At 73.2% G+C, this 16308-nt stretch carries 15 protein-coding genes; 4 read left to right on the forward strand and 11 right to left on the reverse strand.

What is annotated here, in order from left to right; genetic code table 11:
* Window positions 1-159: 159 nt before the first annotated feature.
* The 7 genes from ABD067_RS22990 to ABD067_RS23020 all read right to left on the reverse strand — a co-directional run bounded on the left by ABD067_RS22990 (window position 160) and on the right by ABD067_RS23020 (window position 7732).
* Window positions 160-927, reverse strand: a complete 768-nt coding sequence (locus ABD067_RS22990) for a LutC/YkgG family protein (protein WP_343897743.1) — start codon at window positions 925-927, stop codon at window positions 160-162.
* On the reverse strand, window positions 924-2372 hold the full coding sequence (locus tag ABD067_RS22995; RefSeq protein ID WP_456305263.1) for a LutB/LldF family L-lactate oxidation iron-sulfur protein: 1449 nt from the start codon (window positions 2370-2372) through the stop codon (window positions 924-926). The genes ABD067_RS22990 and ABD067_RS22995 overlap by 4 nt, the downstream gene beginning before the upstream one ends.
* Window positions 2373-2889: 517 nt before the next feature.
* Complete coding sequence (locus ABD067_RS23000) at window positions 2890-3870, reverse strand: Bug family tripartite tricarboxylate transporter substrate binding protein (protein ID WP_343897744.1); 981 nt, start codon at window positions 3868-3870, stop codon at window positions 2890-2892.
* 24 nt (window positions 3871-3894) lie between these two features.
* The gene (locus ABD067_RS23005) at window positions 3895-4713 is read right to left on the reverse strand and encodes a sugar phosphate isomerase/epimerase family protein (RefSeq protein WP_343897745.1); all 819 of its coding nucleotides are present in this window, start codon (window positions 4711-4713) and stop codon (window positions 3895-3897) included.
* Entirely contained in the window at window positions 4713-5876 is a 1164-nt protein-coding gene (locus ABD067_RS23010) for a dihydrodipicolinate synthase family protein (protein WP_343897746.1), read from the reverse strand. The genes ABD067_RS23005 and ABD067_RS23010 overlap by 1 nt, the downstream gene beginning before the upstream one ends.
* A 3-nt stretch (window positions 5877-5879) precedes the next feature.
* Window positions 5880-7034, reverse strand: a complete 1155-nt coding sequence (locus ABD067_RS23015) for a Gfo/Idh/MocA family protein (protein ID WP_343897747.1) — start codon at window positions 7032-7034, stop codon at window positions 5880-5882.
* A gap of 59 nt (window positions 7035-7093) precedes the next feature.
* Window positions 7094-7732: a TetR/AcrR family transcriptional regulator gene (locus ABD067_RS23020; RefSeq protein ID WP_343897748.1), complete on the reverse strand. Its 639-nt coding sequence runs from the start codon at window positions 7730-7732 to the stop codon at window positions 7094-7096.
* Window positions 7733-7857: 125 nt separating this feature from the next.
* Between ABD067_RS23020 and ABD067_RS23025 the strand changes: the two genes are divergently transcribed.
* From ABD067_RS23025 to ABD067_RS23040, 4 genes are all read left to right on the forward strand, one after another.
* Window positions 7858-9246 (forward strand): mercuric reductase, encoded by a 1389-nt coding sequence (locus tag ABD067_RS23025; RefSeq protein WP_343897749.1) that lies wholly within the window; start codon window positions 7858-7860, stop codon window positions 9244-9246.
* Window positions 9247-9265: 19 nt separating this feature from the next.
* Window positions 9266-10219, forward strand: a complete 954-nt coding sequence (locus ABD067_RS23030) for an SMP-30/gluconolactonase/LRE family protein (protein ID WP_343897750.1) — start codon at window positions 9266-9268, stop codon at window positions 10217-10219.
* 77 nt (window positions 10220-10296) lie between these two features.
* A complete protein-coding gene (locus ABD067_RS23035) occupies window positions 10297-11595 on the forward strand; it encodes a Gfo/Idh/MocA family protein (protein WP_343897751.1) in 1299 nt (432 codons plus the stop codon).
* Window positions 11592-13142: an FAD-dependent oxidoreductase gene (locus ABD067_RS23040; RefSeq protein ID WP_343897752.1), complete on the forward strand. Its 1551-nt coding sequence runs from the start codon at window positions 11592-11594 to the stop codon at window positions 13140-13142. The genes ABD067_RS23035 and ABD067_RS23040 overlap by 4 nt, the downstream gene beginning before the upstream one ends.
* An 11-nt stretch (window positions 13143-13153) precedes the next feature.
* On the opposite strand, the gene ABD067_RS23045 is transcribed toward ABD067_RS23040, so the two are convergent.
* From ABD067_RS23045 to ABD067_RS23060, 4 genes are all read right to left on the reverse strand, one after another.
* On the reverse strand, window positions 13154-13258 hold the full coding sequence (locus ABD067_RS23045) for a DUF2474 family protein (protein ID WP_343897753.1): 105 nt from the start codon (window positions 13256-13258) through the stop codon (window positions 13154-13156).
* Complete coding sequence (gene cydB, locus ABD067_RS23050; RefSeq protein WP_343897754.1) at window positions 13258-14325, reverse strand: cytochrome d ubiquinol oxidase subunit II; 1068 nt, start codon at window positions 14323-14325, stop codon at window positions 13258-13260. Before cydB ends, ABD067_RS23045 begins: the two co-directional genes overlap by 1 nt.
* 5 nt (window positions 14326-14330) lie before the next feature.
* Window positions 14331-15779, reverse strand: a complete 1449-nt coding sequence (locus ABD067_RS23055) for a cytochrome ubiquinol oxidase subunit I (protein WP_343897755.1) — start codon at window positions 15777-15779, stop codon at window positions 14331-14333.
* A 72-nt stretch (window positions 15780-15851) separates the two neighbouring features.
* The gene (locus ABD067_RS23060; protein WP_343897756.1) at window positions 15852-16148 is read right to left on the reverse strand and encodes a hypothetical protein; all 297 of its coding nucleotides are present in this window, start codon (window positions 16146-16148) and stop codon (window positions 15852-15854) included.
* Window positions 16149-16308 lie beyond the last annotated feature (160 nt).

The raw sequence follows: 16308 nt of genomic DNA on the forward strand, positions 1-16308 counted from the left end.
GCGACGGCGGCGGGCGGGGCCGCGGCTGGGGCGGCGGGCGTCACAGCGGCCGCCCGACCGGGCAGGGGCCGCACCGCCGCCCGCGCCGTGTAGGCTTGCCAGAGCGCCCGGTCCGCCTCGGTCAGCCCCCGTTTGCGCGCCGCCGTCCGCAGGAACACCTCAATCCCCCGGCGCCGGGCGCCCGCCCGGCTCGGCGGTGCGCGGCGGCACCGGCGCAGCCTCGGCCATCGGCAGGGCCGCGGGGTCGTCGTCCACCAGCACCACGTGCAGCCGCCGCGGCCCGTGCGCGCCGAGCTCCAGGGTCTGCTCGATGTCGGCGCTGCGCGAGGGGCCGGTGACGAACATGACGTTGCGCGGCATGTGCCCGCCCGTCAGCGCGTCCCGGTGCTCCGCGCGCAGCAGGTCCCACGCCTCCTCGTAGGCGCCGACCACGCGGGTCGCGCGCAGCACCACGATCTCCGTGTCGGGCAGGAGGTTGAGCGTGGTGGGCCGCCCCGGCCCCGAGGGCAGCATCAAGGTGCCCGTCTCGGCGACGCCGGCGTAGCCGTGCTGCACGCCGACCTGGTCGCTGGCCGCGGCCCGGCGCCGCTCGACCTCCAGCATGGGCCGGTCGTCCCAGGGGATGGCGTCCAGCTCCTCGTGCGGCGCCATGGCGAAGCGCGAGGGCAGGTTCTGCGCCGCCAGGTAGTCGGCGACCGCGGCCGGCACCGCGGCAGGCTCCGGCACGCGCTCCACCGTGGCGAATTCCTTCTCCAGGTTCCGCACGAACAGCGCCACCTGCTCCGGCCGCGGCAGCCGCGACCGCGCGGGGATGAGGTGGCGCGGGTGCGTCGCCATCCGCCCGTCGAGCATCGCCGCTTGGTCGGCCGGCAGCGGGCCGCGCCGCAGGTTGCGGCGGATGGTGTTGAGGATGGCGTCCTTGCTCATCGGGCGTGGCCGTTCTGCCGCCGCTGCTTGGCATAGGCCGCCATGAAGGTGCCGCCGGCGCCGCTCCGCTCCGGCAAGGGAAGGTCGCGCCCCTCCGTCCAGCCGCCGGCCAACGGAAGGGACTTCACGGCGCCGCGCCCGCGGCCCCACAGCCCGAGCGCCGCCACTGCCGCGCGCGTCGCCATCCGGTACAGCGCCGGCCGCTGCGCCACGTAGCGCCAGAGCGCCAGGTTGCGCCGCTGCGCGGCCGGCGTCAGGTGCCGCTCGAACTCCCGCTCGCGCCAGTGGCGCATCATCTTGGGCAGCGGGATCTTCACGGGGCAGACGCTCTCGCACTTGCCGCAGAAGGTGGAGGCGTTGGGCAGGTTCGCCGTGCGCTCGATGCCTGCCAGCGCCGGCGTCAGCACGCTGCCCATCGGCCCCGGGTACACCCAGCCGTAGGCGTGCCCGCCGATGGCGCCGTAGACCGGGCAATGGTTCATGCAGGCGGCGCAGCGGATGCAGCGCAGCATGTCGCCGAACTCGGTGCCGAGCATGTTGGAGCGGCCGTTGTCGAGCAGGACGACGTGGTACTCGTCCGGCCCGTCCAGGTCGCCCTCGCGCCGGGCGCCGGTGGAGAAGGTGGTGTAGACCGAAAAGTCCTGCCCCGTCGCGCTCCGCGCCAAGAGGCGCAGCAAGGAGGTCGCGTCCTCCAGCGTCGGCACCACCTTCTCGATGGAGGCCAGCGCGATGTGGACCCGCGGCAGGGTCTGCGTCAGGTCGCCGTTGCCCTCGTTGGTGACGATGACGCTGCTGCCCGTCTCGGCGATCAGGAAGTTGGCGCCGGTGATGCCCACGTCCGCGGCGAGGAAGCGGTCGCGCAGCTTGGTCCGCGCCTCCACCATGATGTCGCGCCGCTCGGCGAAGACCCGGTCCTTCGGCAGATCGGTGTGCATCCGGCGGAAGTCGGCCTCCCAGTCCTCCCGGTTGAGGTGGAAGGCGGGGGCGATGATGTGCGACGGGTGCTCCCGCCGGAGCTGGAGGATGTACTCGCCGAGGTCCGTCTCCACCGGCGCGATGCCGTGCGCCTCCAGGTGCTCGTTGATCCCGATCTCCTCGGAGATCATCGACTTGCCCTTGGTGACGGTGCGGGCGCCGGCGTCGCGGCAGATCCTCAGGATCGCCGCTCGGGCGTCCTCCGCCGAGGAGCACCAATGCACCTTGCCCCCGGCCCGCTCCACCGCCTGGGCGTACCGTTCCAGGTAGTGGTCGAGGTTAGCGAGGGCGTGGTCCTTTATGTCCCGCCCGATATCCCGCAGCCGCTCGAACTCCGGCAGGTTGGCGACGGCCACGGCCCGGCGCTGGAGGAACGCGCCCTTGGCGGTGCCGAGCGCCTTCTGGAGGCCAACGTCCGCCATGGCGCGGGCGGCGTTCTGCTTGAAGGCGGGCGAAGTGACCTGCACCACGGGCGGGATGCTCCTACTGAGACGCCCAAGATGTAGAGCGGAGGCGCCGCGGGGCCAGGACATTGTTGACCCGGCACGCCCACTCGGTATATTTTCCTAGGAATGCGTCGCCTCTCCAGCCATCCCGACCCGCAGCCACAGCCCCGCCGGGCGCACCAGACGCATTCGTCCGAAAACGCCAGCGCCCGACCGGCCGACGGCCGCGCCCCGATGCTGGCCCCTCGGCACCCGGCAGAGGATTCGTCCGAAAGCGGCAAAATCTGGGGGAGGCGACAGCGCCCCGACCCGACCTCCCGGCACCCGGCGGGGGATTTGTCCGGAAACGGCAAAAGTGGCGGACGAGCCGACGCCGCTTCGATGTCGGCCCCTCGGCGACGCGAAAGGCATTTGTCCGAAAGCGACAAAATGCCGGGAAACTCGCCGCGGATCGCACCGCGCCCGGCCGCGAGCGGAACCTGCCCGGGGCCGGGGACGGCCGCATCGGGCTGCCGGGCGCGCGCCGGCCGGGGCGCCCCGTCTACCCGGCGGGGGAGATGCCGGCGTCCTTCACCACCTTGCCCCAGCGCTCCGTCTCGCGGCGCATCAACGCCGCCAGCTCCGCGGGCGTGGACGAGGCCGCGTCCGCCCCGGCCTGCGCCATGCGCTCCTTGACCGCCGGCACCGCCAGCGCCTCGCGCACCGCCGCGTGGAGGCGCCCAATCGCCGCATCCGGCGTGCCCGCCGGCACCAGCACCGCGCCCCAGGAGGTGCTCTCGGCGCCGGGCAGCCCGGCCTCCGCCACCGTCGGCACCTCCGGCAGCAACGGCGAGCGGCGCGGCCCGGTCACGGCCAGCGCCCGCACCCGCCCCGCCTGCACCTGCCCGATGCAGGAGGGGAGCTGGTCCAGCATGAACTGCACGTTGCCCGCCACCGTGTCGTTCAGCGCCGGGGCGCTGCCGCGGTAGGGCACGTGCAGCACCTGGATGCCCGCGGCCAAGCGGAACAGCTCCGCCGCCATGTGGGTGGAGGAGCCGGCGCCGGCCGAGCCGTAGGAGAACGCCCCCGGCCGCGACCGCGCTAGCGCCAGGAACTCGGCCAGGCTCTGCGCCGGCATGTTGGGGTTCACGATCAGCGCGCTGTCGGTGGTGAAGACGAGCGAGACCGGCGCCAGGTCCTTCGCCGGGTCGAAGCCGAGGTTCGGGAAGAGGTGCGGGTTCACCGTCAGCGCGCCGGTGGTGCCCATCAGCAGGCTGTGCCCGTCCGGCGCGCTGCGGACCACGTTCTCCATGCCGATGTTGCCGCTGGAGCCGGTGCGGTTCTCCACGACGACGGGCTGGCCGAGCGTCTCCGTCAGCCGCTCCGCCAGGATGCGCGCCGCGACGTCCGTGGCGCCGCCGGCCGGGAAGGGCACCACGAAGCGCAGCGGCCGCGAGGGCGCCCACCCCGCCTGCGCGCGCGCCGGCGCGGGTGCGGAAAGGCCGGCGAGGGCGAGCGGCAGGTGGCGGCGGCGCAGCGGCATGGCGTTCCTCCTATCCCCGGGCGTTCAGCACGCCGTCGCGTGCCGTTCCTTCACCACCCGCAGAACGGTGTCCGGGTCTTCCTTCCACCAGCGGCGCGACAGCAGCTCGCATTCGACGAACCCGCCGTAGCCGGCCGCCTCCGCCATGGCGCGGATGCGCGGGATGTCGATCACCCCGTCGCCCATCATGCCCCGATCGAAGACGAGGTCGGTCGTCGGCACCAGCCAGTCGCAGACGTGGAAGGCCGCGATCCGACCGCGCGCCCGGAGCATCTGCCGCTCCAGGTCCGGGTCCCACCAGACGTGGTACACGTCCACCGCGACGCCCGCCCCCTCCCCCAGCTCCGCGCACAGGTCGAGCGCCTGGGCCAGCGTGGAGAGCACCGAGCGGTCGGCGCAGGTCATCGGGTGCAGCGGCTCCAGCGCGAGCGTCACGCCGGCCGCGCGCGCCTCGTCCATGAGGGCGTGCAGCCCGTCCCGCACCATGCCCCGCGCGCCCGGCAGGTCCTTGGAGCCGGGCGGGAGGCCGCCGCACACCATCACGAGGCAGGCCGCGCCCAACTCGTGCGCCTCGGCCACCGCGCGCCGGTTGTCCTCGACCGCCGCGCGCCGCCCGGCTGCGTCGGCCGCCGGGAACATGCCGCCGCGGCAGAGGCCCGTCACCGCCAGCCCGGCGTCGCGGATGCGCCGCGCGGCGCGCGCCACGCCCATGTCGTGCAGCATGTCGCGCCAGGGCGAGATGCCGGGGATGCCGTGCCGCGCGCAGCCCTCTATGCACCCGGGCAGGCCCCAGCGCTCCCGCACGGTGGCGGCGTTGAGGGAGAGCGGCCCCGGCTTCGGCATCAGCCCGCGACCCCGTGCAGCGCGAGCAGCGTCCGCATCCGAGAGCAGGCCCGCTCCGGGTCGGCGAGCAGCCCGGCGCGGTCGGCCAGGCGGAACAGCTCGGCGAAGTGCAGGACGGAGCGCGCCGACTGCTGCCCGCCGAGCATCGTGAAGTGGTCCTGATGCCCGTTCAGCCAGGCCATGAACACCACGCCCGTCTTGTAGAAGCGCGTGGGCGCGCGGAAGATGTGGCGCGAGAGCGGCACGGTCGGCGCCAGGATGTCGTGGAAGCCGGCGAGGTCGTTCCGCGAAAGGCAGGCCAGCGCCCCGCCCACCGCCGGCGCGATCGGGTCGAAGATGCCGAGCAGCGCGTCCGAATGCCCGTGCCCGTCGCCGGCGATCAGCTCCGCGTAGGCGAAGTCGTCGCCCGTGTACATGCGGACCCCCTCCGGGAGGCGCCGCCGCATGGCGATCTCCTTCTCCTTGTCGAGGAGCGAGATCTTCACGCCGTCCACCTTGTCCACGTGCGCGCCGATCACCGCCAGCGCCGTCTCCATGGCGCGCATGTGGTCGCCGTCCCCCCAGTAGCCCGCCAGCGCCGGGTCGAACATCTCGCCGAGCCAATGGATGATGACCGGCTCCCGCACGCCCTCCAGGATGCGGGCGTATACCCGCTCGTAGTCCGCGGGACCGCGGGCGGCGTGGGCCAAGGCGCGCGAGGCCATCAGGATGATGCGCCCGCCCATGCGCTCCACCGCCTCGCACTGCTCCTCGTAGGCGCGGACCACGTCGTCCACGGTCACGCCCGGGCCGGGCGCGAGGTGGTCCGTGCCCGCGCCGCTCGCCATGACCGCGCCCGGGAAGTCGCGCATCGCGTCCAGCGACCGCCGGATCAGCTCCTGCGCCGCCGCCCAGTCGAGGCCCATGCCGCGCTGCGCCGTGTCCATCGCCTCGGCGACGCCGAGGCCGAGCGACCACAGGTGCCGCCGGAACGCGATGGTGCGGTCCCAATCGATGCTGGTCTCGGTCCAGGGGTCGTGCGCCGCCAGCGGGTCCGCCACCACGTGCGCCGCCGCCAGCGCCACGCGCGGGAAGGGCGGCGCGGCGCGCGGGAACTCGCGCGGGGCGCCGGTGCGGTAGGACTCGGTGCGGCCGCCTTCCAGCGGCAGGTCGATCGCCGGCATGGCTCAGGCCTCCAGCTTGGGCAGGTCGATCCAGCGCCGCTCGCGCCAGCTCCGCAAGCCCGCTTCCGCGAGCTGCACGCCCTTGGCGCCGGCCAGCAGGTCCCAGGGGAAGCTCTCCGCCTCGCCGGCGAGGTAGCGGAAGAACATCTCCCACTGGACGCGGAAGCCGTTCGGGTAGGCGTCGGTGTCCGGCACCTCCTGCCAGCTCGCGTAAAAGTCGATGCTCTGCGGCACGTCGGGGTTCCACACCGGCTTCGGCGTGTTCACCCGGCTCTGCGTCCAGCACTTCTGGAGGCCGGCGACCGCGCTGCCGTGCGTGCCGTCCACCTGGAAGGTCACGAGGTCGTCGCGCCGCACGCGCGTCACCCAGGAGGAGTTGATGTGCGCCACGATTCCGCCGCGCAGCATGAAGGTGGCATAGGCGGCGTCGTCGGCGTCGGCCTTGTAGGGCTTGCCGTCCTCGCCGATCCGCTCGGGGATGTGCGTGGCGCCGAGGCAGGACACCGCCTCCACCTCGCCGAACAGGTTGTCCAGCACGTACCGCCAGTGGCAGAGCATGTCGAGGATGATGCCGCCGCCCTCGGCGAGCTTGTAGTTCCAGGAGGGGCGCTGCGCCGGTTGCAGGTCGCCCTCGAACACCCAGTAGCCGAACTCGCCCTTCACCGAGCAGATGCGGCCGAAGAAGCCGCTGTCGATCGCCATCTTCAGCTTGCGCAGCCCCGGCAGGAACAGCTTGTCCTGCACCACGCCGTGCTTGATGCCGGCGCGCTTGGCGAGGCGCGCCAGCTCCAGCGCCTCCTCCAGCGTCGCGGCGGAGGGCTTCTCCGTGTAGACGTGCTTGCCCGCTTCGATGGCGCGGCGGATCAGCCCGGCGCGGAGCTGCGTCGTCGCGGCGTCGAAGAACAGCTCGTCGCGCGCGTCGGCCAGGCAGGCGTCGAGGTCGGTGGAGACGCGCTCCACGCCGTGCGCGCGCGCCAGCGCTTCCAGCTTCTCCCGGTTCCGCCCCACGAGCACCGGGTCCGGCATCAGCCGGTCGCCGTTCCGCAATCGCACGCCGCCGTCGGCGCGGATGGCGGCGACCGAGCGGATCAGGTGCTGGTTGGTGCCCATCCGCCCGGTGACGCCGTTCATGATGAGCCCGACGCGCCGCTCCGCCATGGCCGCCATCCTCCGCTGAGTAACCGTTTGGTTACCCTGCGCCCGCGCCCGCCTGCCGGTCAAGGCCGGAGGAAGCCGAGCGCCACCTCCACGCAATGACGTTCGCGTTCCCGCAGCGCCGCCTCCGAGCCCAGATCGGCGCCGAAGATGACCGAGAGCGTGTGCAGGTTGGCCACGTAGAAGTGCCCGAGCGCCAAGACCGTGATGTAGAGTTGGAGCGCGTCCACGCCCCGGCGGAACGCGCCCTCCGCCTCGCCCCGCGCCAGCACCGCGCGCAGGCTCTCCAGCAGCGGCGAGTAGAGCGCCGGCACCCGCGAGGAGCGCTTGAGGTGCTCCGCGCGGTGGATGTTCTCCTGGTTGAGCAGGGACACGAACTCCGGGTGCGCCGCCGTGTAGCGGAGGTTGAACTCCACCAGCCGCCGCATCGCCTCCGCTGGCGGCAGCGCGTCCACCCTGAGCGCGCGCTCCTCCTCGCGCTTGGCGGCGTAGGCGCGCTCCAGCACCGTCAGCCAAAGGTCCTCCTTGTTGCCGAAGTGGGCGTAGAGCATCCGCTTGTTGGCGCCGGCGCGCGCCGCGATCTCGTCCACCCGCGCGCCGGCCAGGCCCTTGGCCGCGAACTCCGCCAGCGCCGCGTCGAGGATGCGCTGGCGCGTGGCCGCGGCGCGGGGCGAAAGGGTCTGTGTGTCGTCGTCGGGCATGGTGGGCGCTCGCGCGGCTCCGCGATGCTTGACCGTGCAGCATGCTCCCGCCCCGCCCCGGTTCCAACCGCCTTGGCATCCGCGGCCCCGGCCTCACGTTACGGACCGGAACAACAGAGGCTCGCATGGCCGCATTGGAGATCGAGACCGCCATCATCGGCGCCGGGCAGGCCGGCGTGCCCCTGGCGCGCGCCTTGGCCGGGGCGGGCCGCCAAGTGGCGTTGGTGGAGCGCAACCACCCCGGCGGCTCCTGCGTGAACTGGGGCTGCACGCCGAGCAAGGCGATGATCGCCTCCTCACGCTTGGCGGCGCAGGCCCGGCGCGCCTCCGAGTGGGGCATCCGCGTCCCGCGGGTGGAGGTGGACTTCGCCGCGGTGATGGACCGCGCGCGCGGCATGGTGGAAGGGGCGCGCGGCGAGCTGGAGGAGAGCCTCGCCGCCCAGGCGAACCTCCGCTTGGTGCGGGGCCACGCCCGGCTGGACGGGCGCGAGGGCGACGGCCGCTTCCGCCTGCGCGTGGGTGACGAAACTCTGCTCGCGCGCGAGGTGGTGCTGGACACCGGCACGCGCAGCGCCCGGCCGCCGGTCGAGGGGTTGGACCGCCTGCCGCCGGAGCGCCTGATCGACGCCGAGAACTGGATCGACCGGCGCGAACTGCCGGAAAGCGTCGTCTTTCTCGGCGGCGGCACCATCGCGCTGGAGATGGCGCAGGCCTGGCGCCGCTTCGGCGCGGCGGTGACGATCGTGGAGAGCGGCCCGCGCCTGGCCGACCGCGAGGACGAGGAGGTCTCGGCCGAACTCCGCGACGCGCTGGAAGCGGAGGGCGTTTCCGTGCGCTGCGGCGCGAAGGCAGGGCGCGCGGAGCCGACGGGCGGCGGCGTCCGCCTGCATCTCGGGGCCGGCGGGACGCTGGAAGCGACGCACCTGTTCGTCGCAACCGGCCGGCGGGCCAACACGGACGACCTCGGCCTGGACACGGTGGGCCTGGAGCCCGGCAAGCGCGGCGAGATCGAGGTGGACGGCCGCCTCCGCACGAAGGTCCCCGGCCTCTTCGCCGCCGGCGACATCCGCGGCGGCGGCCAGTTCACCCACACCGCTTACGACGACCACCGCGTGCTGGAGAGCCAGATCCTCGGCGACGGCTCCCGCACCACGGAGCGGATCCTGCCCTACGCCATCTTCACCGAGCCGGAGCTGGGCCGCGTCGGCATGACCGAGGCGCAGGCGCGCGAGGCCGGGCACCGCGTCCTGGTGGGCCGCCAGCCCATGACCGAGAGCGGCAAGGCGCGCGAGATCGGCCGCACGCGCGGCTTCATCAAGGTGGTGGCGGAGGCGGGCAGCCGGCGCGTGCTCGGCGCCGCCGCCCTGTGCGAGTCCGGGTCCGAAGTGGTGCAGCTCTTCATCGAGCTGATGAACGCCGGCGCCGCGGTGGACACGATGCTGGACGCGGTCCACATCCACCCGACCCTGGGCGAGGCGGCGAAGAACGCGGCCGCCGCGCTGAAGGACGCCTGAACACCGGAGGGACCGACCGATGGCCGAAGCCGCCTGGACCCAGAGCGCGCGCTACCCCGACCCCGCCATCGTCGCGCTGGACCCGGGCTTCAAGCGGTACCACCTGGCGCTCTCCGCCGTGGAGCGGCTGTGGACCGGCGGGCGCTGGGGCGAAGGGCCGGTCTGGATCGGCGACCTGCGCTGCCTGCTCTGGTCCGACATCCCGAACAACCGCGTGCTGAAGTGGGAGGAGGAGACCGGCGCCGTCAGCGTCTGGCAGCGCCCCTCGAACAACGCCAACGGCCACACGCGCGACCGGCAGGGCCGCATCGTGGCCTGCGAGCACTACGGCCGCCGCGTGGTGCGCTTCGAGCACGACGGCTCCACCACCGTGCTGGCCGACAGCTACGGGGGCAAACGGCTCAACAGCCCGAACGACGTGGTGGTGAAGTCGGACGGTTCGGTCTGGTTCACCGACCCGCCTTTCGGCCTCTACGCCTTCTACGAGGGCATGAAGGCCGAGCCGGAACTGCCGCACACCAACGTCTACCGCATCGACGGCGCGAGCGGCGAGATCGCGCTGGTGGCCGACGGCATCGACCACCCGAACGGCCTCGCCTTCAGCCCGGACGAGGGCGTGCTCTACATCGTCGAGAGCCGCAGCGACCCGCGCAACATCCTGGCCTTCGACGTCGGCCCGGACGGCCGGACGCTCCGCAACCGCCGGACCTTCATCCGCTGCGAACCGGGCGAGACGCCCGACGGCTTCCGCGTGGACACGGACGGCAACCTGTGGTGCGGCTGGGGCATGGGCGAGGGCCGCGACGGCGTGCGCGTCTTCAACGCCGCCGGCGCGCCGATCGGCCACATCCACCTGCCGGAGCGCTGCGCGAACCTGTGCTTCGGCGGACGCAACCGCAACCGCCTGCTGATGACGGCGGCGCAGTCCTTGTTCTCGCTCTACGTGAACGCGCAGGGCGCGCCGGGCGGCTGATCCCCGCGCCCAACGAACGGCCCCGCGCCGCGCGCGTTGGCCCGGTTCCTCCTCAACGGGACGCGGGCACCGCCGCCATGACGAACGACGACCCGGCCGCCCTCGGCCGCCGCACCCTCTTCGCCGCCGGCACCGCCGGCCTCGCTCTCTCCGCCGCGGCCGGCGGCGGGGGTTCCGCATCGGCGCAATCCTCGCCGCCCCCGATCGACACGGGCGTCGTGCGCGACGGCCGCGTGTCCTTCCCGAACTGGCGCGGGGAGGCGGAGCCGCCCTCCCCGCCCCCGCCGGCCCCGCTGCCGCCGGGCGAGCGCGTCGGCTTCGCGCTGGTCGGCCTCGGCCGCCTGACGCTCGAAGAGCTGCTGCCGGCCTTCGCCGAATGCCGCTACGCCCGCCCGGTCGCCCTCGTCTCCGGCACGCCGGAGAAGGCGAGGCTGGTGGCGGCGCAGTACGGCATCAAGCCGGAGGCGATCTACGGCTACGCCGACATCCCGCGGCTGCGCGAGAACGGGGAGGTGCGCGCGGCCTACGTGGTCACCCCGAACAGCCTGCACCGCGAGCAGGTGGAGGCCGCGGCGGCGGCGGGCAAGCACGTGCTGTGCGAGAAGCCGATGGCGGTGAGTTCGGCCGAGGCCCGCGCCATGATCGCCGCGTGCGACCGGGCGCGCGTGAAGCTGATGGTCGCCTACCGCGTCCAGTACGAGCCGCACAACCGCGAGGTCATCCGCCTCCTCCGCTCCGGCGAGCTGGGCGCCGCGCGGCTGATCGAGACCAACAACTGCCAGGTGCAGGGCGACCCGTCGCAGTGGCGGATGAAGAAGGCGCTCGCCGGCGGCGGCTCCCTGCCGGACATCGGCATCTACTGCCTCAACACCGCCCGCGCCTACACCGGCGAGGAGCCGGTGGAAGTTTTCGCGCGCATCCACACGCCCCCGAACGACCCGCGCTTCGCGGAGGTGGAGGACACCGTCTCCTTCATGCTCCGCTTCCCCTCCGGCACGATCGCCAACTGCGCCACCTCCTACAGCGCCTTCAACTCGAAGGACATGCGCGTCCAGTTCGAGCGCGGGTGGGCGGACCTGGAGAACGCCTATGCCTACCGCGGCCAGCAGCTCCGCGTGGCCAAGCGCGACGGCGAGCGGCAGGTGGTGGAGCAGCCCCGCATCCGCGAGCGCAACCAGTTCGCGCTGGAGATGGACCACTTCGCGCGCTGCATCCTGGAGGACCGCCGCCCCCGCACGCCGGGCGAAGAGGGCTTGCGCGACCATCTGGCGATGGAAGCGATCTACCGCTCCGCGGCGACGGGGCAGCCGGTGACGATGGAGCCGGTGCAGGGCCTCGACGCCTCGCGCGGGCCGGAAGCGGAGAAGGCGGGGTGAGCGGCGCGGCGGGCGCCATGCGGAAGGTCGCCGAGATCGGCGAGCTGGCCGAAGCGCGCGGCAAGCGCGTCGGAATCGGCGAGGAGAAGATCCTCCTCGTCCGCGACGGCGGCGCCGTCCGCGCCTACGCCGCCACCTGCCCGCACGCCGGCGCGCCGCTCGACGAAGGGGCGGTGTGCGGCGGCCGCATCGTCTGCCCATGGCACAAGGGGGCGTTCCGCGTGTCCGACGGCGCCCTGCTGGAGCCGCCCGCCCTCGACGGGCTCTCGCGCTACCCGGTCCGCGTGGACGAGAGCGGCGCCGTCCTGGTCTCCCCCGGGAAGATCCCGCCCGAACGGCCGCGAGAAGCCCCCGACGCGCGCGCCATGGTCGTCGTCGGCGCGGGCGCGGCCGGCGCCGCCGCGGCCGCGGCGCTGCGCGAGTTCGGCTTCGGCGGCCGCGTCGTCCTGGTCGGCCGGGAACCCGGCCTCCCCTACGACCGCACCTCGCTGAGCAAGTTCGTGGTGTCGGGCGAGATGGCGCCCGGCGAGGTGCCGCCGCTGCTGCCGCCGGGGTTCTTCGAGGAGCGGCGGATCGAGCGGATCGAAGCGGAGGCCGTCCGCCTCGACGCGCCGGCCAGGCGCGTCCACCTGAACGACGGGCGTGCCCTGCCCTACGACGCCGCGCTGATCGCCACGGGCGGCGTGCCGAAGCGGCTCGGCGTCCCGGGCGCCGACCTGCCCGGCGTCTTCGTGCTGCGCGACCGCCCGGACGCGGCGGCCATCCTGGCGGCCGCTCCCGAAGGCGCGCGCGCCGTCGTCCTCGGCGCCGGCTTCATCGGCCTGGAGGCGGCCTCGGCGCTCCGCAAGCGGAAGGTGGACGTCACGGTGGTCTCGCCGGAGACCGCGCCCTTCGGCAAGCAGTTCGGCCCGCGCCTGGGCGCCGTGTTCAAGGGGTTGCACGAGGCGAACGGCGTCGCGTTCCGCCCCGGCGCGCAGGCGTCGCGGCTGGAAGGCGCCGACCGGGTCGAGGCCGTGGTGCTGGAGGACGGGACGCGGCTCCAGGCCGACCTGGTGCTCGCGGGCGTCGGCGTGCGGCCGGCCACCGGCTTCGTCCAAGGCCTCGCGCTCGCCGAGGACGGCGGCATCCCGGTGGACGCGGGCATGCGCGCCGCCGACGGGCTCTACGCGGCCGGCGACGTCGCGCTGTTCCCCCTGCCCGGCGGAGGGAAGCCGACGCGGATAGAGCACTGGCGGGTGGCCCAGCAGCACGCGCGCGTCGCGGCCCGGAACATGCTGGGCGGGGGCGGGCGCTACGACGGCGTGCCCTATTTCTGGACCTACCACTTCGGCAAGCGCTTCGACTACCTCGGCCACGCCACCGAATGGGACGACGTGGTGGTGGAGGGCGACACGGCCGAGCACGCCTTCGTGGCGTTCCTCGTGAAGGAGGGGCGGGTCGTCGGCGTCCTCGGCTGCCAGCGGGAGCGGGAAACGGCTGCCCTGTCCGAGGGCATGCGCGCGCCGCTGCCGCTCGACGAAGCGTTGCGGACCGTGCGCGCGGCTTGACGACTACGGCGTCAAAACAACAACCGCCGCATCACGAACGCCACCGCGCCCACCGCCGCCACGCCCGCGGCGTACAGCCCCACGAACCAGAGCAGCCGCCGCCCCGCCTCCGGCATCAGTGGTAGCCCTTGCCCGGCTGGATCTTCCCGCGGAAGAGCCAGTAGGTGTACCCGGTGTAGGCGAGGATGGTCGGGATGAGCACCGCCGCCCCCACCAGCACGAACATCTGCGACGAGCGCGGGGCGGCGGCGTCCCAGATGGTGATCTCCGGCGGCACGATCAGCGGCCACATGGAGATGCCGAGGCCGGTGTAGGACAGGAAGAACAGCCCGAGCGCGCAGGCGAAGGGCAGCTTGTCGGCCCACGCCGTCTGGCCGACCGGCGTGGGTTCCGTCCGCGCCAGCGCGACGCGGCCGCTCTCGTCCAGGGCGCGGAACAGGCGCCAGGCGAGGAACACCACCAGCACCGGCACCGGCAGGGCGGCGAGGATGGCGGGGAAGTCGAACCAGCGCGCCCGGAACTCCGGCATCAGGAACGGCATGATGGCGCTCACCACCGCGATGAACCCCAGGGTCAGCAAGGCGAACACCCGCGCCAGCCTGCGCGCCTGCTCCTGCAAGCCGCCTTCCGTCTTCCACACCAGCCAGCACGCGCCGAGCAGCCCGTAGCCAGCCAGCAGCGCCACACCGGTCAGCAAGGAGAAGGGCGAGAGCCAGTCCCACCAGCCGCCGGCGTAGGCGCGGTCCTCCACGCGGATGCCCTGCACCAGCGCGCCCAAGGCGATGCCTTGGAAGAACGCGGCGACGATGCTGCCGAGGGAGAAGGCGCGGTCCCACCACAGGAGCTGCCCCGGCGTCTCCGAGCGGAAGCGCATCTCGAAGGACACGCCGCGGAAGATCAGCGCCAGCAGCATCAGGATGAGCGGCATGTAGAGCGCCGGCAGGATGGTGGCGTAAGCGAGCGGGAACACCCCGTAGAGGCCGGCGCCGCCGAGCACCAGCCAGGTCTCGTTGCCGTCCCACACCGGCGCCACGGTGTTCACCGCCGTGTCGCGCTCGTCCTTCCCCGAGATCCACGGGAACAGCACGCCCAGGCCGAGGTCGAACCCGTCCATGCAGACGTAGAGGAACACCGCCGCGGCGATGATGAAGGCCCAGATGGTGGCGACCGTCTCCGCGTCCATCGCGCCTACTCCGCCGGCCGCGCGTCGCGCATCGCGTCGGGCGCGACGGCGGGCGCCGGCGTGATGCCCGCGGTGCGGAGCGCCTCGCCGCCGCGCGGCCCCTCCTCGTGCGCCTCCGGCGGGTGGCCGAACAGGCGGAAGAGGTACCAGGTGCCGGCGCCGAAAACGACGAAGTAGACCACGACGAACATGGCGAGCGACGTCGCCACCGCCGGCGCGGCGATCGGCGACACGCTGTCGGCGGTGCGCACCAGCCCGTACACGGTGAAGGGCTGGCGGCCCGCCTCCGTGGTGATCCACCCGAAGGTCACGGCGAACAGGCCGGACGGCCCCATCGCCACCGCCCAGCGCAGGAACCAGGGCGTGTCGTAGAGCGCGCGCCTCCAGCGCAGCCAGAGCGACACCGCGCCGAGCGCGATCATCAGCAGCCCGATCCCCACCATGATGCGGAAGGACCAGAACACCAGCGGCACGTTGGTCGGCCTCTGGTCGGGCGGGAAGTCCTTCAGCCCCTTGATCTCCGCGTTCCAATCGTGGCGCAGGATCATGCTGCCGAGGTAGGGGATCTCCAACGCCAGCTTCGTCTCCTCGCGCTCCATGTCGGGCATGCCGAACAGGATCAGCGGCGCGCCGCGCTGCGTCTCCCAGTGGCCCTCCATGGCGGCGACCTTCTGCGGCTGGTGCTCCAGCGCCCAAAGGCCCTGCATGTCGCCGAAGAAGGCCTGCGCCGGCGCCACGGCGGCGGCCATCCACATCGCCATGGAGAACATGATGCGCGCGCGCTCGTTCTTGCGGCCGAGCACGTCGCGGCGCTCGCGCAGGATGTGCCACGCTCCCACCGCGCCCACGATCATCGCCGTGGTGAGGAAGGCGCCGGTGATGGTGTGCAGGTAGCGGAACGGGAAGGACGGGTTGAAGACGATCGCCCACCAGTCCTCCGGCATGAAGCGGCCGTCGGGCGCGATGGAGTAGCCGGCGGGCGTGTGCATCCAGGAGTTGGCCGAGAGGATCCAGAAGCCGGAGATCAGCGTGCCCACGGCGACCAGGCAGGTGGCGGCGAAGTGCGGCCACTTCCCCACGCGCCCGAGGCCGAACAGCATGATGCCGAGGAAGCCCGCCTCCAGGAAGAACGCCGTCAGCACCTCGTAGGCCATCACCGGCCCGAGCACCGGCCCGGTGCGGTCTGCGAAGACCGACCAGTTGGTGCCGAACTGGTAGGACATCACCAAGCCCGACACGACGCCCATGGCGAAGGCCACCGCGAAGACCTTCAGCCAGTAGCGGAACACGTCGAGGTACGCCTCGCGCCCCGTCCACAGCCACAGCCCTTCCAGCACCGCGAGGTAGCTCGCCAGCCCGATGGTGAAGGCCGGGAACAGGAAGTGGAAGGTGACGGTGAAGGCGAACTGGAAGCGCGCGAGGTCGAGCGCGCTCGGCAAGGCGTCCCAGAGCATGAGCGGCTGTCCCGACGTTGGTTGCCGCTCACATAATCCGCCGCGGCGCGCGCGCCAACCGCGCGCCCGCGTTCAAGCGGCGACGCGCAAGGTTTCCTGCGGGCGGTGGTGCCGCACGACACGCACCTCCCGCACGCCCACGACCTGGCCGAGGTTGCCGGCGACGAGATGCACCATCTCCGCCGGCATGGCGCGCAGCGCCATCTCGACGAAGGTGTCGTCGCCCTCGCGCCGGGCGTGGAAGTCGTCGGCGACGAGGTCGCGTTTGGCGAGGGGTTGCAGCAGCCGCGGCAACAGGCCGGGGCAGGTGTCCGCGAGCACGTGGAAGCTGGCGGAAACGAAACGGTCGGACGGCGACGGATCGGACATTGCGGGCGGGCTCCGGCGAAGGCGCGAAAGGCGGGGTGGCTACCCGGCGGCGCGGCACGCGCCGCAACCCGCGGCGCGGCTCAGGCGGCCGGGCCGGTAATTCGCGCGGAAAGGAGCCGGAGGGGCTGCATCGGTGACATGTTAGGCGCGCGCGGCGCGG

Source organism: Craurococcus roseus, from assembly GCF_039523795.1.
Lineage (GTDB): Bacteria > Pseudomonadota > Alphaproteobacteria > Acetobacterales > Acetobacteraceae > Craurococcus > Craurococcus roseus.